23 protein-coding genes are annotated in these 25,699 nt (G+C 72.4%); 8 read left to right on the top strand and 15 right to left on the bottom strand.

Annotated elements, in window-relative coordinates; translation table 11 throughout:
• Positions 1-2: 2 nt before the first annotated feature.
• The 3 genes from GA0070213_RS11645 (at position 3) to GA0070213_RS11635 (ending at position 3,542) form a co-directional block, all read left to right on the top strand.
• Entirely contained in the window at positions 3-1,040 is a 1,038-nt protein-coding gene (locus tag GA0070213_RS11645) for a ParB/RepB/Spo0J family partition protein (protein ID WP_091061867.1), read from the top strand.
• Positions 1,041-1,340: 300 nt separating this feature from the next.
• The gene (locus GA0070213_RS11640) at positions 1,341-1,613 is read left to right on the top strand and encodes a DUF397 domain-containing protein (protein ID WP_091062391.1); all 273 of its coding nucleotides are present in this window, start codon (positions 1,341-1,343) and stop codon (positions 1,611-1,613) included.
• A gap of 948 nt (positions 1,614-2,561) precedes the next feature.
• Positions 2,562-3,542, top strand: coding sequence for an ICP22 family protein (locus tag GA0070213_RS11635; RefSeq protein ID WP_091061865.1), 981 nt, complete (start codon positions 2,562-2,564; stop codon positions 3,540-3,542).
• Between the two features lies 1 nt (position 3,543).
• On the opposite strand, the gene GA0070213_RS11630 is transcribed toward GA0070213_RS11635, so the two are convergent.
• Together GA0070213_RS11630 and GA0070213_RS11625 are read right to left on the bottom strand one after the other, a co-directional pair.
• On the bottom strand, positions 3,544-4,545 hold the full coding sequence (locus tag GA0070213_RS11630) for a D-alanine--D-alanine ligase family protein (RefSeq protein ID WP_091061863.1): 1,002 nt from the start codon (positions 4,543-4,545) through the stop codon (positions 3,544-3,546).
• Between the two features lie 7 nt (positions 4,546-4,552).
• Positions 4,553-5,866, bottom strand: a complete 1,314-nt coding sequence (locus GA0070213_RS11625; protein ID WP_091061861.1) for an aminotransferase-like domain-containing protein — start codon at positions 5,864-5,866, stop codon at positions 4,553-4,555.
• Positions 5,867-6,158: 292 nt separating this feature from the next.
• Between GA0070213_RS11625 and GA0070213_RS11620 the strand changes: the two genes are divergently transcribed.
• Positions 6,159-6,824 (top strand): GNAT family N-acetyltransferase, encoded by a 666-nt coding sequence (locus tag GA0070213_RS11620; RefSeq protein WP_091061860.1) that lies wholly within the window; start codon positions 6,159-6,161, stop codon positions 6,822-6,824.
• Between the two features lie 8 nt (positions 6,825-6,832).
• On the opposite strand, the gene GA0070213_RS11615 is transcribed toward GA0070213_RS11620, so the two are convergent.
• The 7 genes from GA0070213_RS11615 to murJ form a co-directional block, all read right to left on the bottom strand.
• The gene (locus GA0070213_RS11615) at positions 6,833-7,993 is read right to left on the bottom strand and encodes an N-acetylmuramoyl-L-alanine amidase (protein WP_091061858.1); all 1,161 of its coding nucleotides are present in this window, start codon (positions 7,991-7,993) and stop codon (positions 6,833-6,835) included.
• A gap of 166 nt (positions 7,994-8,159) precedes the next feature.
• The gene (trxA, locus tag GA0070213_RS11610; RefSeq protein ID WP_091061856.1) at positions 8,160-8,483 is read right to left on the bottom strand and encodes a thioredoxin; all 324 of its coding nucleotides are present in this window, start codon (positions 8,481-8,483) and stop codon (positions 8,160-8,162) included.
• Between the two features lie 28 nt (positions 8,484-8,511).
• A complete protein-coding gene (gene trxB, locus GA0070213_RS11605; RefSeq protein ID WP_091061854.1) occupies positions 8,512-9,465 on the bottom strand; it encodes a thioredoxin-disulfide reductase in 954 nt (317 codons plus the stop codon).
• A gap of 143 nt (positions 9,466-9,608) precedes the next feature.
• Positions 9,609-10,592 carry a hypothetical protein gene (locus GA0070213_RS11600; protein ID WP_091061853.1) on the bottom strand — a complete coding sequence of 328 codons (984 nt, stop codon included), beginning with the start codon at positions 10,590-10,592 and terminating at the stop codon, positions 9,609-9,611.
• Positions 10,589-11,317 (bottom strand): RNA polymerase sigma factor SigM, encoded by a 729-nt coding sequence (sigM, locus tag GA0070213_RS11595; protein ID WP_091062389.1) that lies wholly within the window; start codon positions 11,315-11,317, stop codon positions 10,589-10,591. Before sigM ends, GA0070213_RS11600 begins: the two co-directional genes overlap by 4 nt.
• Before the next feature lie 43 nt (positions 11,318-11,360).
• Positions 11,361-12,983 carry a protein kinase family protein gene (locus GA0070213_RS11590; RefSeq protein ID WP_091061851.1) on the bottom strand — a complete coding sequence of 541 codons (1,623 nt, stop codon included), beginning with the start codon at positions 12,981-12,983 and terminating at the stop codon, positions 11,361-11,363.
• A 371-nt stretch (positions 12,984-13,354) separates the two neighbouring features.
• Complete coding sequence (murJ, locus tag GA0070213_RS11585) at positions 13,355-14,935, bottom strand: murein biosynthesis integral membrane protein MurJ (protein ID WP_425412818.1); 1,581 nt, start codon at positions 14,933-14,935, stop codon at positions 13,355-13,357.
• A gap of 301 nt (positions 14,936-15,236) precedes the next feature.
• Here murJ and GA0070213_RS11580 point away from each other — a divergent pair, with 301 nt between their 5' ends.
• Both GA0070213_RS11580 and GA0070213_RS11575 read left to right on the top strand, forming a co-directional pair.
• The gene (locus tag GA0070213_RS11580) at positions 15,237-16,700 is read left to right on the top strand and encodes a CCA tRNA nucleotidyltransferase (protein ID WP_091061847.1); all 1,464 of its coding nucleotides are present in this window, start codon (positions 15,237-15,239) and stop codon (positions 16,698-16,700) included.
• Between the two features lie 185 nt (positions 16,701-16,885).
• Positions 16,886-18,925: a S8 family serine peptidase gene (locus tag GA0070213_RS11575; protein WP_091061845.1), complete on the top strand. Its 2,040-nt coding sequence runs from the start codon at positions 16,886-16,888 to the stop codon at positions 18,923-18,925.
• Positions 18,926-18,988: 63 nt separating this feature from the next.
• On the opposite strand, the gene GA0070213_RS11570 is transcribed toward GA0070213_RS11575, so the two are convergent.
• From GA0070213_RS11570 to GA0070213_RS11555, 4 genes are read right to left on the bottom strand one after another with little or no spacing between them, the layout of a single operon-like run.
• A complete protein-coding gene (locus GA0070213_RS11570) occupies positions 18,989-20,494 on the bottom strand; it encodes a flotillin family protein (RefSeq protein WP_091061843.1) in 1,506 nt (501 codons plus the stop codon).
• A 24-nt stretch (positions 20,495-20,518) separates the two neighbouring features.
• Positions 20,519-21,061 (bottom strand): hypothetical protein, encoded by a 543-nt coding sequence (locus GA0070213_RS11565; RefSeq protein WP_091061840.1) that lies wholly within the window; start codon positions 21,059-21,061, stop codon positions 20,519-20,521.
• A gap of 31 nt (positions 21,062-21,092) precedes the next feature.
• Positions 21,093-22,193, bottom strand: coding sequence for a TolB-like translocation protein (locus GA0070213_RS11560; protein ID WP_091061838.1), 1,101 nt, complete (start codon positions 22,191-22,193; stop codon positions 21,093-21,095).
• Positions 22,190-22,699 (bottom strand): SigE family RNA polymerase sigma factor, encoded by a 510-nt coding sequence (locus GA0070213_RS11555; protein WP_245716359.1) that lies wholly within the window; start codon positions 22,697-22,699, stop codon positions 22,190-22,192. Before GA0070213_RS11555 ends, GA0070213_RS11560 begins: the two co-directional genes overlap by 4 nt.
• Before the next feature lie 67 nt (positions 22,700-22,766).
• On the opposite strand from GA0070213_RS11555, the gene GA0070213_RS11550 reads away from it, so the two are divergent.
• Positions 22,767-23,246 (top strand): methylated-DNA--[protein]-cysteine S-methyltransferase, encoded by a 480-nt coding sequence (locus tag GA0070213_RS11550; RefSeq protein ID WP_091061834.1) that lies wholly within the window; start codon positions 22,767-22,769, stop codon positions 23,244-23,246.
• A 66-nt stretch (positions 23,247-23,312) separates the two neighbouring features.
• Here the strand turns inward: GA0070213_RS11550 and GA0070213_RS11545 are convergent, their stop codons facing one another.
• Together GA0070213_RS11545 and GA0070213_RS11540 are read right to left on the bottom strand one after the other, a co-directional pair.
• Positions 23,313-24,392 (bottom strand): inositol-3-phosphate synthase, encoded by a 1,080-nt coding sequence (locus tag GA0070213_RS11545; protein WP_091061832.1) that lies wholly within the window; start codon positions 24,390-24,392, stop codon positions 23,313-23,315.
• Positions 24,393-24,415: 23 nt separating this feature from the next.
• Positions 24,416-25,054 carry a PadR family transcriptional regulator gene (locus tag GA0070213_RS11540; RefSeq protein ID WP_091062388.1) on the bottom strand — a complete coding sequence of 213 codons (639 nt, stop codon included), beginning with the start codon at positions 25,052-25,054 and terminating at the stop codon, positions 24,416-24,418.
• A gap of 176 nt (positions 25,055-25,230) precedes the next feature.
• Between GA0070213_RS11540 and GA0070213_RS11535 the strand changes: the two genes are divergently transcribed.
• A complete protein-coding gene (locus GA0070213_RS11535) occupies positions 25,231-25,677 on the top strand; it encodes a DUF5318 domain-containing protein (RefSeq protein ID WP_091061830.1) in 447 nt (148 codons plus the stop codon).
• The last annotated feature ends 22 nt before the right edge of the window (positions 25,678-25,699 follow it).

Raw genomic sequence — 25,699 nt, 5'->3', positions numbered from 1 at the left:
GCATGAAGAACCGGCCCCGCGGCGGCCTGGGCCGAGGGCTCGGCGCCCTCATCCCCACCGGCCCTCCGCCGGACGCGGCGCCGGCCGGCGCCGAGACGGAGGCGGCACCGACGGCTCCCTCCCCGGCCCCGCCCGTTACCGGCGCGTCCGCCGTCGTGACCGGTCCGGTCGGCGGCGGCACGGTGCCGGTCGAGCCGGAGATCGAACTGAGCCCGGTGCCCGGTGCCCGCTTCGCCGAGATCTCGGTCGACGCCATCGTGCCGAACCCGAAGCAGCCCCGGCACGTCTTCGACGAGGAGGCGCTGGAGGAGCTGAAGACCTCGATCCAGGAGGTCGGCTTCCTCCAGCCGATCGTCGTCCGGCAACTCGACGGCGAGAAGTATGAACTCGTCATGGGTGAGCGGCGCTGGCGTGCCGCCCAGGCGGTCGGCCGGGAGAGCATCCCCGCCATCGTGCGGGACACCAAGGACGACGCGATGCTCCGGGACGCGCTCCTGGAGAACATCCACCGAGCCAACCTGAACCCGCTCGAAGAGGCGGCGGCCTACCAGCAGTTGCTGGAGGAGTTCGGCGCCACCCACGAGGAGTTGGCGCGCCGGATCGGACGTAGCCGTCCGCAGATCTCCAACACCATCCGGCTGATGAACCTCCCCGCGGTCGTGCAACGCCGCGTCGCCGCCGGGGTGCTCTCCGCCGGTCACGCCCGCGCGCTGCTGAGCCTCGACGACGCGGAGGCTCAGGAGAAGCTCGCCACGCGGATCGTCGCCGAGGGCATCTCCGTACGCGGCACCGAGGAACTGGTGGCTCTGGCGCTCGCTGACGGGCCGGCAAAGGCCCCTGCCGCGAAGCGTCGCACCAAGGCGCACGCGCCGGCGCTCTCCGATCTCGCCGACCGGCTCTCCGATCGGTTCGACACACGGGTGAAGGTCGACATCGGCCGGAGCAAGGGCAAGATCACGATCGAGTTCGCGACGGTCGACGACCTGGAGCGGATCGTCGGCATCATCGGGGTAAGCGAGGAGGAACAGCTCGGCGAGTGACCCCCAGGTTCTCTTCGGTCTCGGCCGCACCGCCATCGGGTGGTGCGGCCGACGTCGTTTCGGGGGGCGGGGTGCTCGACGGGCGATGGCATCTCTCCGAGCATCGCCGGGTTCCCGCGTCCTCGTCGTTTCACGTGAAACGGAGGCCGCGCGGACCAACAACCAATTCGGGCCCGACGGCTCGCGCCGAGCCGGGCCGACCGAGTCGGGAGAAACCGCCTCCAGTGACGACGGGACGCACGGTCCTTCGGCAAAGGCCCGCCGTCGTGACGATGTGACGCCGTAGCCACCGTGACCCCGATGCCGACCGACGCGTCGGCGCTCGGCCCTCAGCGGAAGCCGGACCGGGCGAGTGAGGTCGGTGAGGAACGAGGAGGCTCGTGCGCGGCCGGAAGCCGGGCCCGTAAGGCGACCCGCAGCGGCAACACCGACTGCATGGAGGTCGCCGACAACCTGCCGGGCGTAGTGCTGGTACGTGTCTCCAAGGATCACGAGGCCGGCACCCTCCGCGTCTCCCCGGCGTCGTGGCGCGCGTTCGTCGCCCTGGCCAAGCACCTCGGCCCCGCCGCCTGATCCACACCATCTCGCCGAGGTGGCGTCCGCCACTCCGCGGGTGGAACGCCATGTGTCGCAAGCCCGCTGTCACCCCCCTCGCCCGTCGAGTCCAACTCATCATGAAGTTGACTGCCGCCAACCTCATGATCGACGCCGGGAGGCGAGGCAAGGTCAGGAGGGCGGGCCGAGGGCGTCGTGCTCCTCGACGGTGCGGCGGGGGCCGGCGGCCGGGCTCGGGTGCCCGCGCACGGTGCAGCCGTGCTCGTGGCCGTGCCGTCGCGTGAGATCCCCCGTCGGGCAGCCCACGTCGGTGTCTGAGCCACTGGGACCGGTGACCCTGCCCCGGGGACCCCGACCGGAACTCCTGACGTCCAGGGGCGAATCTGCCGCCGTCGCGAGGTGCGGATCTTTCCCGGGGACGGGAAGGTCCGAGTCGCTGATCCGGATGACGCCGACTGGCGGCGGGTGCAGCACGTCGGCATCCGGGGGAGCTGAGAGCCTCCCGGCGAGCGCGACCGCCCACAGCTCCCCGCCGTCGAGCCTCGCTTGACGCGGGAGGAGTCAGGGCCAACCGGGGAAACACCCAGCCGCGGTTTCACGTGAAACGCCGCGTCCTCGCCCGGGCCTGTTTCACGTGAAACGAGGGCGTCGTCCGGTGCGGGGCGGATCGGCGACGGGCGGCAATCGGGATGTCTGAACCCAAGGCGAAAGCGGCGCCTCGTTCGTTGAGAAGAAGGGCGCGGTGAGCCCCGTCGAGCTACCAGAGTTATCCACAGCGGTTGTCCACAGGGTGGCACCGTTTCACGTGAAACGAGCGGCGAAAACCGTTGCTGAGCTGTGGATGACGCGCTGTGGTGGTGATCTCGGCACCCTGTGGACAACGCGGTGGACAACCCGTCGGTCGCGGTGGATCTGCGCCGGGCACGGGTAGGGACAGGCGTCGCCAACTCGGTTAGGGTCAGCGTCGTGCAGGACACCCCTCCCTCAGTCCCGGACTTCACCCAGTGGCCCTCCTTCCCGTTCGAGGGCGAGATCCGCGTCAAGCAACTCGACGATCCCGTACCGGTCGAGCCTCCCCGCCGGGGCGAGGCGGACCGGGAGTGCACCGCGTGCAACGCCCCCGACGAGGCGTACATCTGGGTCGGTGAGCGATGGCGGGTCCGCACCATGGACCGACCCACCGGGCTGCCCATGGTCCTGATCCTGGAGTCCCGCTCCCACCTCGACCTCGGCGACCTGCCGAACCTGCTCGCCGCCGAGCTGGGCGTGATGACCGTCCGCCTGGAGCGGGCCATCCGCTCGCTGGACGGCGTGGCTCGCGTGCACGTCAACCGGTGGGGCGACGGCTCCGCGCATCTGCACATGTGGTTCCTGGCCCGGCCGTACGGGCGGCTGCAACTGCGCGGCACGTTCCTGTCGTTGTGGGATTCGATCCTGCCGCCGATCTCCGAGGAGCAGTGGCGGGAGAACCTGGCCATGGTGGCCGCCTGGCTCGCCGAGTTCGGCGGCCGCCCCCTCGCCGAGCCGCCGCGTATCCGGTGGCAGGCGCCGTCGAGCCTCTCCTCGCCGTCACCGGCGAGCGCGACCGAGGAGCCGGAGGAGGAGGCACTGTCCGTGATCGAGGCCGCGGACGAGATCCCGGAGGCCGAGCCGACGGAGGGAGACGCGGACGGCGTCGAGCCGAGCCGCGCGGCCGCCGAGCCCGCCGGCCCGGACGCGGTCGACGCGGCCGGTGACTCCGGAGCCGCGGTCGACGGTAACGGCGGTCCCGGAGGCTACGGTGACGCCGACCCGACCGACGGCGGCCACGGGACCGGGTCGGACCATGACGACGGTCACGCCGGGGCCGGCGAGTCCAGGGCGGTGGGCGCGGGCGATGAGGCGGCGCGGCCCGCCGACGAGGAAGGCGCGACGTCGAACGGCGGGCGTGCGGGCGCCGCCGGCTGAGTCAGCTCGGCCGGCGGCGGGCGGCGGCCCGGCCGACCAGCGTGCCCAGCACGCGACCGAAGTCGAGCCCGGCCGCCTGGATGGCCAGCGGCAGCAGCGAGGTCTCGGTCATCCCGGGTGAGACGTTGACCTCCAGCACGTGCGGCCGGCCGTCCGCGTCGACGATCAGGTCGACCCGGGACACGTCGCGCAGACCGAGTGCGGTGTGCGCGGCGAGCGCCACCTCGGTCACCCGTGCGGTCGTCGCGGCGTCGAGCCGGGCCGGCGCGTGCCAGGTGGTGCGCCCGGCGGTGTAGCGGGCGGCGTAGTCGTAGACGCCGTTGCGGGGCACGATCTCGACCGGCGGTAGGGCCTGCGGGCCCTCGCCCAGGTCGAGCACGGAGACCGCCACGTCCATTCCGGGCACGTAGCGCTCCACCAGCGCCGTCTGGTCGTACGCGAAACAGCCGACCATCGCGGCCGGCAGCGACGCGGCCTCCCGGACCACGGCGGCGCCCAGGCCGGACCCGCCCTGCGCCGGCTTGACCATCAGCGGCAGCCCGAGTCGGTCGACGATCCGGTCCAGGACGGCGACCGCGCCCAACTCGGAGAACCGGTCGTGCGGCAGCGCCACCCAGTCGGGAGTGGGAATGCCCGCCTCGCGCAGCACGGCCTTGGCCGACGGCTTGTCCCAGGCGAGCCGGGAGGAACGGGCGTCGCAGCCGACGTAGGGCACGTCGCAGAGGTCGAGCACGCCGCGCAGCGAGCCGTCCTCGCCGGTGGCGCCGTGCAGGGCGATCACCACCGCGTCGGGCGGGTCGGCGGTCAGTGCGGGCAGCAGCGCGACGTCGGCGTCCCGCAGTTCCGCCTCGACGCCCACCGCGCGCAGCGCGTCGAGCACGCGGCGGCCGGACCGCAGCGAGACGTCCCGCTCGTAGGAGAGGCCACCGGCGAGCACCAGCACGTGCAGCTCGTCGGCGGAGGATCCGGTCACGGGTGTCGGTGCGGCAGGGCTGACGGCCATGCCGGCATCATGCCAAGTCGGGGCCGGGCGTGTCCGAGCCGCCCTGGCGGCGGCGCGGCCCGGTACCGCCGATCGCCCCGAACACCCGCCGCATGGCGATCTCCTGCTCCATCACCCCGGCGAGCCGGCGGACGCCCTCACGGATCCGCTCCGGCGGCGGGAAGGAGAAGTTGAGCCGCATGTTCCCGGTGCCCGTCCCGTCGGCGTAGAAGCCGGTGCCCGGCACGTACGCCACCCGGGCGGCGACGGCCCGCGGCATCATCGCCTTGGCGTCGAGCCCGTCCGGCAGGGTCGCCCAGACGAAGAGACCACCGGCGGGTGTGGTCCAGGTGGTGCCCTCGGGCATCAGGTCGGTCAGCGCGTCGAGCAGCGCGTCCCGGCGCTCGCGGTAGACCTCCCGGTAGATCTTGAGCTGCTCCCGCCAGGGCATGGTGGCGAGGTAGGTGGAGACGGCCGCCTGCGCGAATCCGCTCGGGCAGAGGATCTGCGCCTCGCTGGCGATGACCAGCTTGTCGCGGACCGCGTGCGGGGCGAGGATCCAGCCCACCCGGAGCCCGGGGGCGAAGGTCTTGGAGAACGTGCTCAGGTAGAAGACCCCGTCGCGCCGCCGGGCCCGCAGCGGCGCGGGCGCCTCGCCGGCGAAACCGAGCTGACCGTACGGGTCGTCCTCCACCACGAGCAGCCCGGCGCGTTCGCAGATGTCGAGCACCCGCTCCCGCCGCTCCTCGCTCAGCGTCACGCCGGCGGGGTTCTGGTAGGTCGGGATGGTGTAGAGGAACTTCACCCGCCGGCCGGCCCGCGCCAGGTCGGCGATGGCGATCTCCAGCGCCTCCGGGATGAGGCCCTCGTCGTCCATCGGCACGTGGGCCACCTGGGCCTGGGCGGCCTGGAACACCCCGAGCGCGCCGACGTACGTCGGGCCCTCGGCGAGCACCACGTCACCCGGGTCGAGGAAGAGGCGCGCCACCAGGTCGAGCGCCTGCTGGCCGCCGACGGTCACCACCACGTCCTCCGGGGAGGCGCCGCAGGACGCGTCGATCCCGGAGAGGGCCATCACCTCACAGATCCGCTCGCGCAGCTCGAGGGTGCCCTGGCCGATGCCGTACTGCAGGGTGGTGGTGCCGTGTTCGGCGCCGAGCCGGCCGAGCATCTCGCCGACCGCGTCGAGCGGCAGCGCGGCGATGTAGGGCGCACCCCCGGCGAGCGACACGACCTCCGGCCGGCTGGCCACCGCGAAGAGGGCCCGGATCTCGGAGGCGGTCATCCCCCGCACACGCCGGGCGTACCGGTCGGTGTAGTCGTCGAGCGTCGTGCCGGTCATGACATCACCTCGATCGGGTGTCGGCGGGGCTGCCGCCCGGTGTGGTACCCGCGATGCCGGCATCCAATGGCGGCGCGCGGCCGATTGGTCGATGGTAGTCCCTGGTGACCGGCGCGGAACCCGCCGTGTGGACACGTCCACATCCCGGACCGCCCGGTCCGCCGCCCGGGTGGGCGTTCGCGCGTCCACTCCCGCACCGGCGGGCAGGGGCGTACGATCGCTCGTCGGGAGCAGGAGGGCGGCGGGACACCGCGGTGGCCGACGCTCCGAGACTGTTTGGTGGGGTGCGCTCATGTCGCGACGTCTGGTCAGCCTGACCCTGGACACCCTGGAGGACCTCCCCCGATCCTGCCGGCGGTGCGTCTACTGGGAGCTGGATCCGGTCTCCGCCGAGCGGGCCTGTGCGGCCGGCGACCCGGGGCTGGAGAAGGAGGCATGGGTCTCCCAGACGCTGCTGGAGTGGGGTTCCTGCGGCAAGCTGGTCTACGTCGACGGGATGCCCGCCGGTTACGTCATGTACGCCCCGCCGGCGTACGTCCCGCGTTCGATGGCGTTTCCCACCTCGCCGGTCTCGGCGGACGCGGCGCTGCTGACGACCGCGCACGTGGTGCCCGCGTTCGCCGACGGCGGCCTGGGCCGGATGCTGGTGCAGGGCGTCGCCCGCGACCTCACCAAGCGGGGGATCAAGGCGATCGAGGCGTTCGGCGACGCCAAGTTCGGCGACGACGCGGACGACCCGAACCGGGCCTGCCTGGCCCCGGCCGACTTCTTCCTCTCGGTGGGCTTCAAGACGGTCCGCCCGCACCCCCGCTACCCCCGCCTGCGTCTGGAGTTGCGCACCGCGTTGAGCTGGAAGTCCGACGTCGAGTACGCGCTGGAGAAGCTGCTCGGCTCCATGAGCCCGGAGACGCTGCTGCGCCCGGTCCGCCCGGCCCCGGCCACCCGCTCGACGAGCTGACCCGCGAATCAGTCGACCACGGTGCCGGCGGCGACGATCGCCCGCAGTTCGCTCACGTCGATCGAGCCGGTCGGCACGTCCCGCTCGATCGGCAGGTACATCCGCTGCACCCCGGCCACGATCGCCTCGACCACCCGGTCCCGGAACCGGGGGTCGACCAGCCGGCCCCGGTCCAGGGGAGAGGTCAGGTAGCCCACCTCGACGCGGACCGCGGGCATCCGGGTGAGCCGGAGCAGGTCCCACGCCTTGGCGTGGGTGCGGCAGTCGCGTAGCCCGGTGCGGGCCACGATCTCCCGCTGCACCAACCCGGCCAGGCGCTCCCCGGTGGCCGAGGTGACCCCGTTGTCGGTGCCGTAGTGGTAGGTGGCGACCCCGTCGGCCTCCGGGTTGACGTGCCCGTCGGTGTGCAGGGAGATGAACACGTCCGCGCCGAGCGAGTTGGCGAGCTGGGCCCGGTCGGCGTCCGGCAGGCAGGTCAGCGGCGAGGGCCCTCGGGTCAGCTGCACCCGTACGCCGGCCGCCGCGAGTCGGCCCTCCAACCGGCTGGCCAGGTCGTGCACGAGGTCCGCCTCGCTCCAGCGCAGCGCACCGTCGGGCACCACCACGCCCGGGTCGGTGCCGCCGTGGCCCGGGTCGATCACCACGGTCCGGCCGACGAGCGTCGGCCCGGCCTGGCGGATGGCGTCGGACTCGCGCAGCCACTGCGGCCGCCCGCCGACCACCTTGCGGCCGAGGCGGCGCAGCGCGTTGACGGTGTGCGGGCCGCACGCGCCGTCCGGTGTCAGCCCCATCTCGCGTTGGAACTGGGCCACCGCGCGGGAGGTGCGGATGCCGTAGATGGCGTCGGCGCGGCCCACGTCGTATCCCATCTCGAGCAGGCGTTCCTGGAGTGAGCGCACGTCCTCGCCGGTCAGGGGCTCGGGAACGGCGTGGTAGAGGGCGCGGGCGCCGAACCGCCAACGGGCCGCGTCCAGCGCCCGCCAGGTCTCCGCGCCGACCCGTCCGTCGACGCTCAGGCCGCGGGACTGTTGGAAGGCGCGGACCGCGCGCTCCGTCTGGGTGTCGTAGTCGTCGGCGTGGCCGTCGGCGGGGAGGAGTTCCAGGCCGGCGAGGACGGTGCGGATCTCGGCCACCGCGGGGCCCCGGTCACCGGGTCGGATCGGACGCACGACGACCCCCTCTGCTCGGAAGCTGGTGGACCGGAACTCCGACGGACGCCTACGGAGCGTACCGTGGCCGGTCACCCACCGGGTTCGTGTTCGCGCAGGTCAGGAAAGCCGGAACCCCCGTCACCCGGGCGGGGTGACGGGGGTTCCGGCGGTGTCGGTTACGGCCTCAGAGCGCCGACTCGATGAGCTTGACCAGCTCGCCCTTCGGCTTGGCGCCGGCGATCGACTGCACCGGCTCGCCGTCCTTGAAGATGGTCAGCGTCGGCACGGACATCACCCGGTAGGTGCGCGCCGTCTCGGGGTTCTCGTCGATGTTGAGCTTGACGATGGTGACCTGGTCACTCATCTCGCCCGCGATCTCCTCCAGCAGCGGCGAGACCTTGCGGCACGGACCGCACCACTCCGCCCAGAAGTCGACCAGAACCGGCTTGTCGGACTTCAGCACGTCGCTCGCGAAGCTCGCGTCGGTGACCGCCTTGGTTGCTCCCACTATGAACCCCTCCTCCTGGTGAAAATTCTCAGCCCTGCAGGGTGGCGATGAAGCGCTCGGCGTCCAGCGCGGCCGCGCACCCGGTGCCGGCCGCCGTGATGGCCTGCCGGTAGGTGTGGTCCACCACGTCGCCGGCGGCGAACACGCCGGGCACGTTGGTGCGGGTGCTGGGCGCCTGCACCTTGACGTAGCCCTCGTCGTCGAGCTCCACCTGGTCGCGGAAGAGTTCGCTGCGCGGGTCGTGGCCGATCGCCACGAAGACGCCGGTGACGTCCAGCACCTTGCTCTCGCCGGTGTGCACGTTGCGCACCCGGACGCCGCTGACCTTGCCGTCGTCGCCGAGGACCTCCTCGACGGTGGTGTTCCACTCGACCTTGATCTTCTCGTTGCCGAGCGCGCGTTCCGCCATGATCTTGCTGGCCCGGAACGAGTCGCGGCGGTGGATGATCGTCACCGACTCGGCGAAACGGGTGAGGAAGCTCGCCTCCTCCATGGCCGAGTCGCCGCCGCCGACCACCACGATGTGCTGGTTGCGGAAGAAGAAGCCGTCACAGGTGGCGCAGGACGACACACCGTGGCCGAGGTATTCCTGCTCGCCCGGCACGCCGAGCGGGCGCCACGCCGAGCCGGTGGAGAGGATCACGGCCCGGGCCCGGTAGGCGGTCTCGCCGACCCACACGGTGCTCACCGCGTCGGAGCCGATCTCGCCGGTGTCCTTCAGCTCGACCCGGGTCACGTCGTCGGTGAGGAACTCGGCGCCGAACCGCTCGGCCTGCTTGCGCATGTTGTCCATCAGCTCGGGGCCGAGGATGCCGTCGGCGAAGCCGGGGAAGTTCTCCACCTCGGTGGTGGTCATCAGCGCGCCACCGGACTGCACGCCCTCGATCACCAGCGGCTTGAGGTTGGCGCGTGCGGCGTAGACCGCCGCGGTGTAACCGGCCGGCCCGGAGCCGATGATGATCAGGTTGCGGACCTCGTCCACTGCCGTCTCCCGATGTGTGTGTTCGTCACCGGCGCGCAGGGCCGGCGCCTGACTTGCAGAACGTCATCGTACGAAGCGGGGATTCCCGAGCCGGTCATCCGGTGGGTCACGTCACGTGGCGGGACAGCCCGGCGACCGCGGTTTCACCCTACCCGCGTGCGGAACCGGGTGTCCGCGCCGGACCCGGGTACGCCGCATTCCGGTCCGCTCACCCAGCCCCAGCGGCTGCCGCCGGCGTCGGAGAACGTGACCACCAGCGCCGGGGCGCCCTGGAACCGGGCGTAGTCGACCAGGTCGACGGTGAGTGGGGTGGCACCGTGCTCGGCGCCGATCGCGGTCAGGCAGGCGGCCAGCGCCTCGGGGCGGTCGAGCCGGTCCGTCCCCCCGGGCGCGCTCAGCCGCTTCTCCGTGGCGGCGGAGAACGGGCTCTCCCGGCCGTCCTTCGCCGCACCCGACGGTCCGGCCATGTCCGGCCGGGCGGGGGCCTTCGTGGCACCGCCCACACCCGGCGCGAAGCGTTCCGGGGTCCAGTCCGTGCCGCTGCGCACGGCCGGCCCGGTGGTGCGGTACGGCGCGCCGACGGCCGGCGCGGCCTCCCCGGCCGCCCGGTCGGCCGTGGTGTCGCCGTAGCCGCCCGGGTTCGTCAGCCAACTCACGCCGAGACCCGCCGCGGCGACCGAGGCCGCGGCCAGGGCCACCGGGCCGGCGACCCGGCCCCAGCGCCGGGACCGCCGTCCCGGGCCGCGGTGCCGTTCGGAGCGGGACGCCGGGCCGGGCGGACGGGTCGCCCGGGCGGGTTGCGCCGGCACGGTGGTCGTCGTCGCCTCGCGGCCGGGCGCGTCGGGCACGTGGTCGGCGACCGGCGCGGGACCGGCGCCGGCGAGCGCGGCGGTGATCCGGTCGGACACCGCCACCGGCATCTGCGGGGTGGGCTCCGCCGCCCAGGCGGCCAGGTCGGCGTGGACCAGGTCCGTCGCGCGGGCCAGTGTGTCGTACGCCTCGGCCCAGGCCGGGTCCTGCTCGACCAGCCGGGCCACGGTCGCCTGCTCGGGGGTGCCGTCCAGCGCCCCGCCGAGGTAGTCGGCGAGCAGGTCGTGGTCGACCTCGCTGAACTGGCGGGAACTCACGGCTCCTCCTGGCTGGCGTCCGGTCGGGCGTGCCCCGACGAGGATCCGACGCCCTCGGGCGGCCTGCGGTTCCCCGCCGTGACCCGGGGCACGTCCGTCGGGTCGTCCGAGCCGGTACGCAGGTGGCCGAGGACCACGGCGAGCCGGGCCCGACCGCGGGCGCACCGGCTCTTCACCGTGCCCTCGGCGACGCCGAGGATCCGGGCCACCTCGGCCACCGGATAGCCCTGGACGTCGACCAGGACGAGCGCCGCCCGCTGCTCCGCGGGCAGGGCCGCGAGCGCCTGCCGGACCACCAGCGCCGTGTCGTGGTCGCGGGCGGGCGCTGCCGGTTCCACCCCACCGGTGTGCCGACCGGGTTCCCCGTCGTCGTGCACCCCGTCCGGCAACGGGACGGTGGCGTGGGTCTGGCGTCGCCGCATCCGGTCCAGGCACGCGTTCACCACGATGCGGTGCAGCCAGGTGGTGACCGCCGAGTCGCCCCGGAAGCGGGCCGCGGCGCGGTGCGCCGACAACATCGCGTCCTGGAGCGCGTCGGCCGCGTCCTCGCGGTCGCCGATCGTCCGCAGGGCCACCGCCCAGAGCCGGTCGCGATGCCTGTGGAACAGCTCGGTGAAGGCGTCCCGGTCGCCCGCGACGTGGGCCCGGAGCAGCTCCAGGTCGGACTCGGCGGGCAGCCCGTCGCCGGTCGCCGGCCCGGAGGTACGCGCGCCGGGACCCGCCATCACCACGTCCGGGGGAGGTGGTGACGGGGGTACGGCGGACGGCTCACGAGCCCTGGACCGTGATCTCCTGAACCCCCAGCTTCCAGCCGCCGCTGTCCTTCTCCGGCAGCTCGGTGACCCAGAAGAGGAGGTATTGGTACTTCTTGGCGGGGTCGAACCCGTTGAAGATCATGTTGGTGCCGGAGTCACTGCTCTCGAACGGCTGCCCGATGACCGTGGGGTAGGCCGCGACGAGCTGCTTGTCCCCGGTGGAACTGGACGGGAAGTCACCGTTGGTGCCGGTGCGCAGCTCGGCGGCCGCGCCTGCGGACGACAGCGTGGCCTGCACCGACTTGACCGTGTGCGGGGCACCCAGGTCGATCCAGATGCCCATGCCGTCCTTGAGGCCGCCGAACTTGCCGTTGTTCCGGTAGGTCTGGGTCTCCCAGCCCTCCTCGGGGTTGCCGTCGATCACCTTCTCGGCGTCGCGCACCTCGGCGCGGTCCTTGCTCTTCGGATCGATGATCCGGACGTCCTGGACGACGAGCTGGCGGGCGGCGGCCGGCGCCTCGGGTTCGCTGCTGCCGCCCGTGGCCGGGGCGCTGTTGGACGGCTGGGACACCGGCTCCTTGCCGCCGTCGTCGCCGCCACCGAGCACGTTGATCCCGATGAACAGCCCGACCAGGGCCACCGCCAGCAGACCGGCGACGCCGAGCGCCACCTTGCGACCACCGGCCGCGGCCAGCGGCGACGGCTCCTCGCCGGGGTCGGCGGTGAAGCGCAGCGGCCCGGCCTGCTCCAGGAACTGCTCGTCGGCCGGGATGTCGAGCCGGCTCAACTCGGCGGACAGCACGTCCGACGAGGGCGGGGCGATCTCCGGGTCGAGCAGGTCCATGGTGAGGTCGTCGAGGTAGGCCGGCACCCCGGCGCGCACCTGGCGGGGCGCGGCGATGCCACCGGCGGAGTCCCGCACGGCGTCGGGCAGGGCCGCCCGACCGTGCCCGGCGGTGGCGCCGTGCAGCGGGGCCTCCCCGTGCGGCCAGTGCCCGGTCAGGGCGAAGTAGAGCACCCCGCCGACGGCCCGCAGGTCGTTCTCCTGGCTGTCCGCCCCGTCGGTGCGCGCGTCGGCCACCACCACCCGGCCGTCGTCGCTGATCATCACCGTGCCGGGGTGGATGTTGCCGTGCACCATGCCGGTGGCGTGCACCGCGGCCAGCGCGCTGGCGACGGCGTTGCCGATCGCGGTGGCGCGGGCCGGGTCCAGCGGACCGTCGGCGGTGACCATCTCGCGCAGCGACTGGCCGTCGACCCACTCGCGGACCACGTAGGCCCGGTCGTCCTCGTCGATGGCGTCGTAGACGCCGACCAGGTTGGGGTGGATTACCCGGCTCGCGGCGACCGCGGCCTGGAGCATCTCGGTGGCGGAGTCGCCACCCGGATAGCGGAGGACCACCGCGACGGGCCGGCGCAGCACCACGTCGACACCGCGCCAGACCAGCCGGCCGGCGCTGTCGTTGTTGATGTGCTCGACCAGCTCGTAGCGCTCGGCGAGGAGCTCACCGACGGTGGGAGCACCGAGGGTCACGACCGCCGGAGAGGTTTCCTCCGCTTCCTGACCCTCGCCGACCTGGGTCACCCGTCCTCCCTCGGTGATCGTGTCGATCGATGGACCCGTGTTGCTGGGCATGTGGTTTCCCGCTCTGGCTTCGGTGGAACCGGCACGGTCGACGTCGACGCCGGACGTACCCGTCGAGTGCGACCTTACCCGGGATGCCCGGTTCTCCGACATGTCATCTTCCCGCTGCGGCCGGTGGGAAGCCAGTCACCGCGGACACGCACCGCCAATCTAGAGGTTGACGGCAAGTGATCGGCGTAGGGGCGTACCGGTGTGGCGTGGCCCTGGTTTCCCCGCCCCGGCCTGGGCACCCTCAGCCTTACGGTTGGTTGTCCACAGGCCGAGAGGCCCACTGGACGGCGGAATCCCGAGTTATCCACAGCCGTATCCCCAGCCTGGTGATCCTCGTTCACCGTCGGTCACGACGGCTCGGCGTGGCGGGCTCAGCGCCCGAGCCGCCGCCGCACCATCCCCACCACCTCGGTGATCTCACCGATCCGCAGCAGCATGGCCAGGCCGAGGTACGTCCCGCCGATCGCCGCGCCGCCGATCACCAGCCGGACCGCCGCGGCCACCCAGCTCAGGCGCTCCGGGTCACCGGGGAGCACCGCGAGCACGAGCAGCCCGACGAGCGCGGCACCCAGCGCGGCCACCACCACCCGACCGAAGGTTCCCATGATCCGGCCCAGCCCGATCCGGCCCACCCGGGGCCGCAGCAGCATCGCCGAGATGATCGCCGCGGCCAGGTACGACACCGCGTTGCCGAGCATCATCCCGGCCGCCGCGAACGTGTTCGAGAAGATCAGGAAGAGGCCCACCTGGAGCAGCACCCGCAGGATCACCACCGGGATGTTGATCAGGGCGGGGGTGCGGGTGTCGGGCAGCGCGTAGAAGGCGAACGTGAAGAGCTGGCTGACCGCGAACGGCACCAGTCCGAGCGCCGCGACCAGCAGCACCGTCGAGGTGGCCACCGCGTTGTCGCCGGTGAAGGCGCCGTAGCGGAACACCAGCACGGAGATCGGCCCGGCCAGCACGGCGTAGCAGACCGCGATCGGGGCCAGCACCGCGGTGACCATCCGGGTGCCGCGGGACAGGTCGGCCGTGACGTCGGCGAACCGGCCCTCGGCGGCGGCCGCGCTCATCCGGGGCATCAGCGCCGTGATGATCGAGACCGCGATGATGCCGTGCGCCATCATCAGCAGCAGGAACACGTTGTTGTAGATCAGCAGGCCGGCGTTCTTGCCGTCCCCACCGGTGGCCCGCCCGAGCAGGTTGACCACCACGAAGAGGCCGAGCTGGTTGACCGCGACGTAGCAGAACATCCAGCCGCCGAGCTTCGCCAGCTCGCGCAGGCCCAGCTCGCGGAAGTCGAACCGGAGCTTCCAGCGGAAGCCGACCTTGCGCAGCGCCGGCAGCAGCCCCACCGCCTGTACCGCCACGCCGAGCAGGCTGCCCCCGCCGACCAGCAGGATCCGGTCCCACCCCACCTCGCCCGGGCGCAGCGCCTTGGCCCCGAACACCACGATGTAGAGGCCGAAGGTGCCGATCACCACCAGGTTGTTCAGGATCGGCGCCCACATCGGCGCGGCGAAGTGCCCCCGGGTGTTCAGCACCGCGGCGATGAGCGCGCTCAGCCCGGTGAAGAACAGCATCGGCAGCATGAGGAAGGACAGGCTCGTCACCAGGTCCGTGTACTTCTCGTCCTTGCCCCCGGCGGCGTAGATCGCGGTGAGGACCGGCGCCAGCAGGAGCGCGATGGCCACGGTCGCGGCCAACGCGAGCACCGCGAGGGTCAACAACCGCTGGGCGTACGCCTCGCCGCGATCCGGGTCGGTCTTGCGCCGCCGTACCAGCACCGGGATCAGCACGCTGGTGAGCACGCCACCGAGCAGGAATTCGTAGACCTGGTTCGGCAGGAACTGGGCGGTGGTGAAGGCGTCACCCACGGCGGTGCCGAGTGCGGCGCCGATCATCAGGTTGCGGATGAAGCCCGTACCCCGGCTGACCAGGCTGCCGATCGCCATCACCGCGCTGTTCGCCGCGGCGCTGGTCTCGGCGACGATCTCCTGCGGCGGCGCGACCGCCTCGGCACCGGGCTGGTTCAGCGGCTCCGCCGAGATGAAGACGGCGCCGTCGTCCGGCGGTAGGCCGCCGTCGTGCGCGTTCGCGCTGCGGTAGAGCCCGCCGCCGCTCATCTGCCAGCCTCCAGGGGTACGCCGGAACGGGCCCCGACGGCCCCGCACAACCGGAACCTTAGTCAACCTCGGCCGGTTACCCGCGCCCGGCGCGGTCGATCCACCCCCGGCCCGATAGGCTGGCGATCCCATGTCCGAAGCCTCCGCCTCCGCGTCCGCCGCCGAACGCCACGAGCTGACCGCCGCGCAGCGCAACGCCGTCGCCGAACTGCTCCGCGTCTCCCCGGTCGCCGACGAGCTGGGCCGGCGCTTTGCCCGGGCCGGTCACGAACTGCACCTGGTGGGCGGCTCCGTCCGGGACGCGCTGCTCGGCCGGCTCGGCAACGACCTCGACTTCTGCACCGACGCCCACCCGGACGAGACGGTGAAGGTCGTCCGCGGCTGGGCCGAGTCGATCTGGGAGACCGGGCGCGAGTTCGGCACCATCGCCTGCCAGCGCGACGGGCTCACCCTGGAGATCACCACCTTCCGGGCGGAGGTCTACGACCAGGTGAGCCGCAACCCGGTGGTGCAGTACGGCACCAGCCTGACCGAGGACCTGAAGCGCCGCGACTTCACCGTCAACGCGATGGCGGTGAGCCTCCCCGATCACCGGTTCACCGATCCGTACGGCGGCCTGGCCGACCTGGCCGCCAAGATCATCCGTACCCCCGGGACGCCGCAGGAGTCGTTCCGCGACGACCCGCTGCGGATGCTGCGCGCGGCCCGGTTCGCCGCCCAGCTCCGCTTCGCCGTCCACCCCGACGTCCGCGCCGCGATGACCCGGATGGCGTCCGACCTCGACCGGATCACCGCCGAGCGGATCCGGGACGAGTTCACCAAACTGCTCTGCGGCGCCGACCCGGTGACCGGGCTGCGCCTGCTCGTCGACACCGGCCTGGCCGAGCGCTTCCTGCCGGAGCTGACCGGCCTCAAGCTCACCATCGACGAGCACGCCCAGCACAAGGACGTCTACGAGCACACCCTCACCGTGGTCACCAACGCCATGTCGATGGAGTCCGACGGCTGCGACTTCGTGCTGCGGATGGCCGCCCTCATGCACGACGTCGGCAAGCCCGGCACCAAGGCGGTCGGCGGCGACGGCCGGGTCAGCTTCCACCACCACGAGGTGGTCGGCGCCCGGCTCACCAAGGCCCGGATGAAGGCGCTGCGCTATCCCAAGGACGTCACCTCCCAGGTGGTCAAGCTGGTCGGGCTGCACCTGCGCTTCTACGGCTACGGCCGGGGCGAGTGGACCGACTCGGCGGTGCGCCGGTACGTCACCGACGCCGGTGACCTGCTGTCCCGGCTGCACAAGCTGACCCGTTCCGACTGCACCACCCGCAACCGGCGCAAGGCGGCCCAGCTCGCGGCCGACTACGACGCCCTGGAGGAGCGGATCGCCCGGATCGCCGCCGAGGAGGACCTGGCCCGGGTCCGGCCGGACCTGGACGGCAACGCGATCATGGAGTTGCTCGGCGTGCCGCCCGGCCCGGTGGTCGGCCGCGCCTGGCAGCACCTCAAGGAGCTGCGGCTGGAACGCGGGCCGCTGGACCGCGACGAGGCCGAGGCGGAGCTGCTGCGCTGGGCGCGCGACGAGGGCATCGTCGGCTGATCTCCCGGTTCCGGCGAAAAACGACGACGATACGCCGGCGTGTCGACCGAACGGATGACGTGTTCCGGTCGATCTTTCCCGCATGATGTTGGTCATCACCAGCCCCCCGACCCGACGGGCGCGGCTGTCCTGATCGCATCCGCCCGTCCGCTCCGGACGGTCGTTGGAGACGGGGAGTCCATTCAGTGTCACGCCACGGCGCGCTGCGCCGCTCCGCGTTGGTGGGGCTCGCCCTCACCTCCGCCACCTCCATCCTCTGCGCCACCGTCGCCGGCCCGGCGCTGGCCGCGCCGGACGGCCCGAAGCGCGGCCCGGTCCGGGGCGCCGACACGCCCGGGGCGGTGCCCGGCCGCTACATCGTCGTCCTCAAGAACGGCAAGACCACCCCGGCCAAGGTGAAGTCCGCCGCGTCGGCCCTCGCCGGCGAGCACGGCGGTTCCGTCCGCCGGGTGTTCGGCAAGGCGCTGCACGGCTACTCCGCCAGCATGGACCGCCGGCAGGCCGAGCGGCTCGCCGCGGACCCGGACGTCGCGTACGTCCAGCAGGTTCAGCGCTACCAGGCCACCGGCACCCAGACCACCCCGCCCTGGGGCCTGGACCGGATCGACCAGACCAGGACGAAGGCCGACGGCCGCTACACCTACCCGGCGACCGGCGCCGGCGTCACCGCCTACGTCATCGACACCGGCATCGACATCGCCCACCAGGACTTCGGCGGGCGAGCAGTGAACGGCTACGACGCGGTCGAGCAGGACGACGTCGCGCAGGACTGCGACGGGCACGGCACCCACGTGGCCGGCACCGTCGGCGGCACGAAGTACGGCGTGGCGAAGGACGTCAAGCTCGTCGCCGTGCGGGTGCTCGACTGCAACGGCAGCGGCGACAGCGAGGGCGTGATCGCCGGCGTCGAGTGGGTGACCGCGCACGCCACCGGGCCGTCCGTGGCCAACATGAGCCTCGGCGACGACAAGACCGACCAGGCGCTCAACGACGCGATCACCCGCTCCATCAACTCCGGCATCACGTACGCGGTCGCGGCCGGAAACAGCTGGACCGACGCCTGCGGCTTCTCACCGGCGAACGTGTCGGCCGCCATCACGGTCGGCGCGACCGACCGGCTGGACATGCGGACCTGGTTCTCCAACTTCGGCCGCTGCCTGGACACCTACGCGCCGGGCGCCGGCATCGTGTCGGCGAAGGCCGGCACCGCCTCCGGCACCGAGTCGATGAGCGGCACGTCGATGGCCTCCCCGCACGTCGCGGGCGCCGCCGCGCTGCTGCTGGAGGCGCACCCGGACTGGACGCCGCAGCAGGTGCGCGACTCGATCGTGGACACCAGCGTCGCCGGCGCGGTGCACGACACCATGGGCTCGGTCGACCGGCTGCTGCACGTCGGCAACGCCGTGGTCGCCCGCGAGTCCTACGGCCTGAAGGCCCGGAGCAACGGCCGCTACGTGACGGCGGAGAGCAGCGGCAGCAAGCCGCTGGTCGCGCGCGGCACCGAGGCCGGCGCCTGGGAGCGGTACGACGTGGTGGACGCCGGCAGCGGCCTCTACGGGCTGCGCGCGAAGGCGAACAACAAGTTCGTCAGCGCGGACGGTGGCGGCAGCAAGCCGCTGCTCGCCCGCGCCGCCTCGATCGGCGCCTGGGAGAAGTTCCAGATCGTCACCAACACCGACGGCACCGTCAGCCTGAAGGCGGTGGTCAACGGCAAGTACGTCACCGCCTCGAACACCACCACCGCGCTGATCGCCAGCAAGACCTCCATCGGCACCGCGGAGAAGTTCGACTTCGACGCCGCCGCCCCGGTCGTCGGCATCAAGGCGGTGGCCAACGGCAAGTACGTGGCCGCGGAGAACAGCGGCACGCTGCCGCTGATCGCCCGGTCCACGACGGTCGGCGCGTGGGAGAAGTACGAGGTCGTCAGCGTCGGCGACGGCTACTTCACGTTGCGTGCGCTGGTCAACAAGAAGTTCGTCACCGCGGAGAGCGGCGGCAGCAAGCCGCTGATCGCCCGGGCCACGTCGCCCGGCGCCTGGGAGGTCTTCGACTTCCTCGACTACAACGCCGACGGCTCGGTCTACCTGCGGGCGAACGCCAACGGCAAGGCGGTCACCGCCGGCAGCACCGGTGGCAGCAGGCTCATCGCCAGCCGCGTGATCAACCTGAACAGCGCGACGCTGGGCCTGGGCAACGGCGAGAAGTTCGTCTTCGCCGTGCTCTGACCGGCACCACACGCGACGGCGCCCGCCGGCTCCCCGAGGGGAACCGGCGGGCGCCGTCGTTCGTCACGGGTTGACGGTGCTGCCGTCCACCGTGCTCTTGCCGTTGGTGTGCGCGCTGCCCAGCCGGGCCAGCAGCCCGGCCAGGTCGATGCCGGTCAGGTCGCTGCCGAGCTGAAGGCCCTGGGCGACGTTCCCGGCCACCGACTTGGTCAGCGACGAGGCGCCGTCGGTGGAGATGACGGTCATCTTGTCGATCGCGCCGATCGGGGCGCTGGCCGCGCCGACCACCTCGGGCAGCACCTTGACCAGCAGGTCCAGCACCGCGGCCTCGCCGTACGCGGCGAACGCCTCGGCCTTGCGGGCCATCGCGTCGGCCTCCGCCTGCCCCTTGGCCAGGATGGCCGCGGCCTCGGCCTGGCCCTCCCGCTCGACCGCCTCGGCGATCGCGGAGCGCCGGCGCTGCTCGGCCTCACCCTCCTTGGCGCCTTCGATCGCGTTCGCCTCGGCCAGCGCGGCCCGGCGGGCCCGCTCACCCTCACCGGTGAGCCGGGACTGCTCGGCCACGGCCTGGGCGGCGGCGATGGTGGCCTGCCGTTCGGCGTCGGCGCGCAGCACCGCCGCGTTGCGGGCCGCCTCGGCCTCCTGCTCCACCTTGTACCGCTGGGCGTCGGCCGGCTTGCGCACCTCGGTGTCGAGCTGGCGCTGCTTCAGCTCGGCGTTGCGCTCGGCCACCTTCTGCTGCTCGGAGAGGATCGCCTGGTCCCGCTCGGCCTGGGCGAGCGGACCGGCCGCTGCCGACTTCGCCTTCGCCGCGTCGATCTCGGCCTGGATGCCGGCCTGCTTGAGCGACAGGTTCCGGTTCGCCTCCGCGATCGCCTCCTCGGCGAGCAGCCGCTCCTGCTCGGCGGCCTGCCGGGCCCGGGCCTCGGCGATGGCCGCGTCCTTGAGCACCCGGGCGGCCTCGGGCCGGCCCAGGTCGGCCAGGTACGACCCCTCGGCCAGGATGTCCTGGAGCTGGAACGTGTCCAGCACCAGGCCCTGGTTGGTCATCGAGTGCTCGGCCTCCTCGGCCACCGCGCTGGCGAACGCGGCCCGGTCCCGGATGACCTCCTCGACGGTGAGCCGGCCGACGATCGAGCGCAGCGCGCCGGCCAGCACCTCCCGGGTGAAGTTGTCGATCTCGTCCTGCTGGTGCAGGAAGCGCTGGGCGGCGGCCCGGATCGCGTCCTCGGTGCCACCGACCTTGACGATCGCGACGCCGTGCAGGTCGGCGCGGATGCCCTGCTTGCTCACCGCGCCCCGGATGCCGACGTCGATGCGCCGGCTCGACAGGTCGAGGGACTGGAGCTTCTGCACCACCGGCAGCACGAAGACCGAGGCGCCGAGCACGACCTTCTGCCCGGACATGTCGGTGGATCGGATGCCGTCGGCGGTCTGGGTGGTCCGGCCCTTACGGCCGGTGACGATGAACGCCTCGTTCGGCCCGGCGACCTTGATCCGGGAGAGCACGAAGAACACGAGCAGGACGGCGAGGAGGACCGCGCCGCCGATGGCGACGAGCAGGGGCATGGGGGTTCCCGTCTGTTGAGGGATTCAGTAGGTCTCGACGTGCACGCTGGTCTCGCTGAGCGCTTCGACCACGAAGATCCGGGCGCCGATGGCGATGGGCTGGTCGGCCCGGGCGTTGAGCTTGACCGGCTGGCCGGCGAGGCGTACCCGGACCTCGCCGTAGCCGCCGATCGGGATCGGGGTCACCACCAGGCCGATCGCGCCGGTCAGGTGGTCACGGGTGGGGGTGGCGTCGGTGCGCATGTTGCGGGCCGCGCGACTCAGTCGGGTCGCCAGCCAGCCGGTGGGCACGGCGGCGAGTACGCCGCCGGCCGCCGCCGCCGCGATCATCCCGGGGGTACGCCCCCCGAGCAGCTCGTTGACGATCGCGGCGCCGAACCCGAACGCTCCGGTGAACCCGGCGACCGCCTCCAGCGACACCGGCCCGTCGACGTCCGGGTGGCCGAGGTGCAGCACTCCCGAACCGAGCAGGGCGAGCGTCAGCACTCCGACACCGGCTCCACCGATGATCAGGAAGATGAGCGTCCCCGTGGCCACGACCTGCACAGTATCGACATCGCGCAACATCCACTGTCTGCAGCGAACCCTCAGCGACCGCTCAGCCCGGCGCGATGGTCACCTCGGCGAGGCGGAACTGCTCCGGCAGCGGCTGGCGGACCAACTCCCGGCCGGTGGTGTCGGCGTACACGAACTCGTGCGAGCCGTTCGGCCGCCGGTAGAGCAGCCGATCGGGGCCGGCCCAGACGGCGTCGGCAGCGGGCAGCGCGTTGACCACCCGGCCGGTCGCCGCGTCCACCAGCAGCGGCTCCCGCTGCCCCTGGACGACCACCAGTTTCCCGTCCGGCGACCAGGCCCACGGCCCGGCCGGGTCGCCGGGCAACGGCTCGAAGCGGGTGGGCCGGCCGGTGTCGGCGGAGAAGAACTGCACGCCCCGGCGCGGGTGCCGGGCCGACTCGGACCGGGGACGGCCCGGGTCGGTCTGCTGGAGCAGCACCTCCCGTCCGTCCCGGCTCCAGAGGAAGAAGCAGTGGTCGGTGCAGAGGAACTCGTCGGTGTCGACGGCGTGGGTGCGGCTGGCGCCCTTCGCGTTCAGCACGACGAAGCCGAAGTGGTCGACCCGCTGGCTGGTGAACACCAGGCGTCGGCCGTCCGGCGACCAGTTCGGTGCGCCGAGCGCACGACCCGGCTCGTACCAACGCGTCGTCCCGCGCGCCAGGTCGACGAGCCCGACCTGGCGGGGTCGGTCGTCGTCCCAGACCGCGACCAGTGACCCGGTCGGGGCGGGGAGGACCGCGTCGTAGCGCCCGTTGACGAGGTAACGGCCGCGTGCCCGGTCGAGCAGGTAGGACTTCCCGTTCGACTTCGCGATCTCGTTCAGGCTGGTGACCACCCAGCCGCCCGGCAGCGTCAACGGGCCGTTAGACCAGTTCGCGCCCGGTGCCGACCGGATCACCGGCGACGGGACGGCGGTGACCGGCGGCGCGGTGGGCGGCGGCGCGGCGCGGGGGCGCAGCAGCACGATCGGCAGGGTCACCGCGACCACGGCGGCCAGCACGGTGGCGGTCGCGGCGACCCGCCGGCGGCGGCGCAGCCGTCGGCCGTGCCCGAGCGCCCGCCACGCCAGGTCCGGCGCGGGCACCGCGTCGTCGGCCAGGTCGCGTACGGCCGTGCGGAGCGTCTCGTCCAGCGACGTGCTCATCGGGTCACCTCCGCCGGGGTGGTCAACTCGTCGAGCGCCGGCACGAGTTGCCGGAGCCGGGCCAGCGCCTTGGCGCTCTGGCTGGCCACGGTGCCCGGCCGGCAGCCGAGCATCGCGGCGGTCTGCTCGACGCTCAGGTCCTCCAGGTAGCGCAGCGTCAGCACGGCCCGCTGGCGGGGCGGCAGCGCGCGCAGCGCGTCGCGCAACAGCAGCCGCAGGTCGCTGTCGTCCCCGGCCGCCGGTCGTTCCGGGAGGTCGGCCACCGGGACCTCCGCGCGCCGCGCCCGCCGCCGCCAGCCGGAGACCTGGTCGTGGTAGAGGATCCGTTTCACGTACGGCTCCGCGTCGCCGCGGATCCGGGGCCACCGGGCGTACGCCTTGGCCAGCGCGTTCTGCAGCAGGTCCTCCGCCGCGTGCTGGTTGCCGGCGAGCGCGTACGCGACCCGCAGCAGGGCCGCTCCGCGCTCGTTGACGAACGCGGTGAACTCCCGGTCGACCTCGGCCACCGTCCACCTCCGTCTCTCAGACGCCCGGTGTGCGGGAAACTTTGCCCGCCGCGCGAGAATGGCTGCCATGCGCTGGACAGTGCTCGACTCGCCGATCGGGGAGTTCTCCGTCGGCACGGACGCCGACGCCGTGCGTGGCGCGCACTTCGGCCGGGTGGCCTCGGCCGACGAGGAGCCCGGCGACGACCTGGCCCGGCAGGCCGTGGCGGAGCTGCGGGCCTACTTCGCCGGCGAGCTGACCGAGTTCGGCGTGCCGGTGTCGGCGCCCCGCGGCTCGGAGTTCGAACGCGCGGTCTGGCGGGAGATGACAGGCATCCCCTACGGCGAGACGACCACCTACGGCGAGGTGGCCCGGGCGCTCGGCGAACCGGGCGCGGCCCGGGCGGTGGGGGTGGCCTGCAACCGCAACCCGGTGCCGGTGATCGTGCCCTGCCACCGGATCGTCGGGGCGGGCGGCAAGCTGGTCGGCTTCGGCGGCGGGCTGCCGCGCAAGGTGACCCTGCTGGAGTTGGAGGCGGCGGTGGCGCTGCGCCGCGCCTGGTCCTGACGTACCGAAAGGGGAAGGCCGGGTCCGTGCGGACCCGGCCTTCCCCTCGTCATGCTGCTCGGCGCGTCAGCGCTCGACCTCGCCGGCGATGAACGCCTCGACGGCGGCGTGCGCGTCGTGGTCGGCGTACTGCTCCGGCGGGGACTTCATGAAGTACGAGGAGGCGGAGAGAATCGGGCCACCGATCTTCCGGTCCAGCGCGATCTTCGCGGCCCGGACGGCGTCGATGATGACACCGGCCGAGTTCGGCGAGTCCCACACCTCGAGCTTCAGCTCCGCGTTGAGCGGGGTGTCACCGAAGGAGCGGCCCTCCAGGCGGATGTACGCCCACTTGCGGTCGTCCAGCCACGGCACGTGGTCGGACGGGCCGATGTGCACGTCGCTCTTGCTCATCTCGTGCGGGATCTGCGAGGTCACCGACTGGGTCTTCGAGATCTTCTTGGAGACCAGGCGGTTGCGCTCCAGCATGTTCATGAAGTCCATGTTGCCGCCGAAGTTGAGCTGGTACGTGCGCAGCAGCTCGACCCCGCGGTCCTCGAAGAGCTTCGCCAGCGCGCGGTGCACGATGGTGGCGCCGACCTGGCTCTTGATGTCGTCACCCACGATCGGCAGACCGGCGTCGGTGAACTTCTGCGCCCACTCCGGGTCGGAGGCGATGAAGACCGGCAGGGCGTTGACGAACGCGCAGCCGGCGTCGATCGCGGCCTGGGCGTAGAACTTGTCGGCCTGCTCGGAGCCCACCGGCAGGTAGGAGACGACCACGTCGACCTGCGCGTCGCGCAGCGCCTGGGCCACGTCGACCGGCTTGGCGTCCGACTCCTCGACGATCTCGCGGTAGTACTGGCCCAGACCGTCGAAGGTCGGGCCGCGCTGCACGGTCACGCCGGTCGGCGGGACGTCGCACAGCTTGATCGTGTTGTTCTCGCTGGCGACGATCGCCTCCGCGAGGTCCATGCCCACCTTCTTGGCGTCCACGTCGAACGCCGCGACGAACGTCACGTCCGAGACGTGGTAGTCGCCGAAGGTGACGTGCATGAGACCCGGGACGCGGTCGTTCGGGTCGGCGTCCCGGTAGTACTCCACGCCCTGTACCAGGGACGAGGCGCAGTTACCCACACCGACGATGGCGACGCGGACGGAGCCCATAGCGTCTGCCTCCTTCTTCTTCATCACGGCCGCTCTGTCCTGGACGTTCCAGGCGTGGGCGGGCTGTCGTTGTCTCCTCGGCCCGTGGCCGTCCCGGTGTCCGGGGCGGCCGGGGCCCGGCCGGAGCGCTCGTTGGCGATGAGCTCCTCCAGCCAGCGGACCTCGCGCTCGCAGGCGTCGAGCCCGTGGCGCTGCAGTTCCAGGGTGTACGCGTCGAGGCGCTCGGCCGCCCGGCCGAGCACGTCACGAAGACCCTCGCGACGCTCCTCGATCTTGCGACGACGACCTTCCAGGATCCGGAGCCGGGTGGCCTGGTCGGTCCGGGCGAAGAACGCGAAGTGCACGCCGAAGCCCGTGTCGTCGTACGTCTCGGGTCCAGCCTGCGCTATCAGCTGGGCGAAGCGTTCCTTGCCCTCCGCGGTAATGGTGTAGACCACCCGACCGCGTCGGCTGGTCAGCGCGGGAACCTCCTCGGCGGTCGCGGGTGTCTCGGCGGCTTCGGTGATCCATCCCGCCGCCTGCAGCCGGCGCAGGGTCGGGTAGAGCGAGCCGTAGCTGATCGCCGCCCGGATGGCGCCGAGCTTGGCGGTCAACTCCTTGCGCAGCTCGTAACCGTGCATCGGAGCCTCCTGCAGGAGGCCCAGGATGGCGAACTCGAGCACGGGCGCCATCCCTTCTTTCCCCCTGCACGGAGGGCTAACCGCCGCGATGTATCGGGCCGATACATCGCACGTTAGCGGACGGGGGTGGCCAGGGCAAACCCCGGATTACGCGACGCGGTCGTCACTGATCGTGACCATGGTCGCCTCGGTTCGCCGGAGCGCGTACCCTTTGCCGCATGCGTACGCAGCGCCAGGTGGTCGACTACTCGCTCCAGAAGCGAGCGGTGCTGCGTGAGCTCCTCGCCGGTCGGATCGGCACGTACGACGTCTGCGACGCCTCGCCGTACCTGAAGAACGCCGCCCACTTCCACGGCGAGCCGACCGATCATCGCTGCCCGATCTGCCGTAGCGAGAACCTGATCCACGTCCACTACATTTACGGTGACGAACTCAAGCAGTCGGCGGGCCAGGCGCGTACCCGGGCGGAGTTGCCCGTCCTGGCCATGACGTTGCGTGAGTTTCAGGTGTTCGTGGTGGAGGTCTGCCCCGGCTGCGACTGGAACCATCTCGTCGAGCAGTTCCTGCTCGGCCGGGACGGTCTCGCGGGCGAGGCGGCGGACGCGACCGGGGTGGCCGTGGCCGACGGCTCCACCCCCCGGCGAAGGCGAGAGGCGCAACGGTGAACACGGCTGTCCCGATCGTCGC

This window comes from Micromonospora humi (genome assembly GCF_900090105.1).
GTDB classification, from domain to species: domain Bacteria; phylum Actinomycetota; class Actinomycetes; order Mycobacteriales; family Micromonosporaceae; genus Micromonospora; species Micromonospora humi.
This window is presented reverse-complemented; position numbering and strand designations above follow the sequence as displayed.

Excerpts from the sequence above, each read along its gene's own strand:
- GA0070213_RS11645 (WP_091061867.1), top strand. The coding sequence starts at position 3 with ATGAAGAACCGGCCCCGCGGCGGCCTGGGCCGAGGGCTCGGCGCCCTC.
- GA0070213_RS11640 (WP_091062391.1), top strand. The coding sequence starts at position 1,341 with ATGCCGACCGACGCGTCGGCGCTCGGCCCTCAGCGGAAGCCGGACCGG.
- GA0070213_RS11630 (WP_091061863.1), bottom strand. The coding sequence starts at position 4,545 with ATGGCCGTCAGCCCTGCCGCACCGACACCCGTGACCGGATCCTCCGCC.
- GA0070213_RS11625 (WP_091061861.1), bottom strand. The coding sequence starts at position 5,866 with ATGACCGGCACGACGCTCGACGACTACACCGACCGGTACGCCCGGCGT.
- GA0070213_RS11620 (WP_091061860.1), top strand. The coding sequence starts at position 6,159 with ATGTCGCGACGTCTGGTCAGCCTGACCCTGGACACCCTGGAGGACCTC.
- sigM (WP_091062389.1), bottom strand. The coding sequence starts at position 11,317 with ATGGCGGGTCCCGGCGCGCGTACCTCCGGGCCGGCGACCGGCGACGGG.
- GA0070213_RS11590 (WP_091061851.1), bottom strand. The coding sequence starts at position 12,983 with ATGCCCAGCAACACGGGTCCATCGATCGACACGATCACCGAGGGAGGA.
- murJ (WP_425412818.1), bottom strand. The coding sequence starts at position 14,935 with ATGGCGATCGGCAGCCTGGTCAGCCGGGGTACGGGCTTCATCCGCAAC.
- GA0070213_RS11580 (WP_091061847.1), top strand. The coding sequence starts at position 15,237 with ATGTCCGAAGCCTCCGCCTCCGCGTCCGCCGCCGAACGCCACGAGCTG.
- GA0070213_RS11570 (WP_091061843.1), bottom strand. The coding sequence starts at position 20,494 with ATGCCCCTGCTCGTCGCCATCGGCGGCGCGGTCCTCCTCGCCGTCCTG.
- GA0070213_RS11565 (WP_091061840.1), bottom strand. The coding sequence starts at position 21,061 with ATGTTGCGCGATGTCGATACTGTGCAGGTCGTGGCCACGGGGACGCTC.
- GA0070213_RS11560 (WP_091061838.1), bottom strand. The coding sequence starts at position 22,193 with ATGAGCACGTCGCTGGACGAGACGCTCCGCACGGCCGTACGCGACCTG.
- GA0070213_RS11550 (WP_091061834.1), top strand. The coding sequence starts at position 22,767 with ATGCGCTGGACAGTGCTCGACTCGCCGATCGGGGAGTTCTCCGTCGGC.
- GA0070213_RS11545 (WP_091061832.1), bottom strand. The coding sequence starts at position 24,392 with ATGGGCTCCGTCCGCGTCGCCATCGTCGGTGTGGGTAACTGCGCCTCG.
- GA0070213_RS11535 (WP_091061830.1), top strand. The coding sequence starts at position 25,231 with ATGCGTACGCAGCGCCAGGTGGTCGACTACTCGCTCCAGAAGCGAGCG.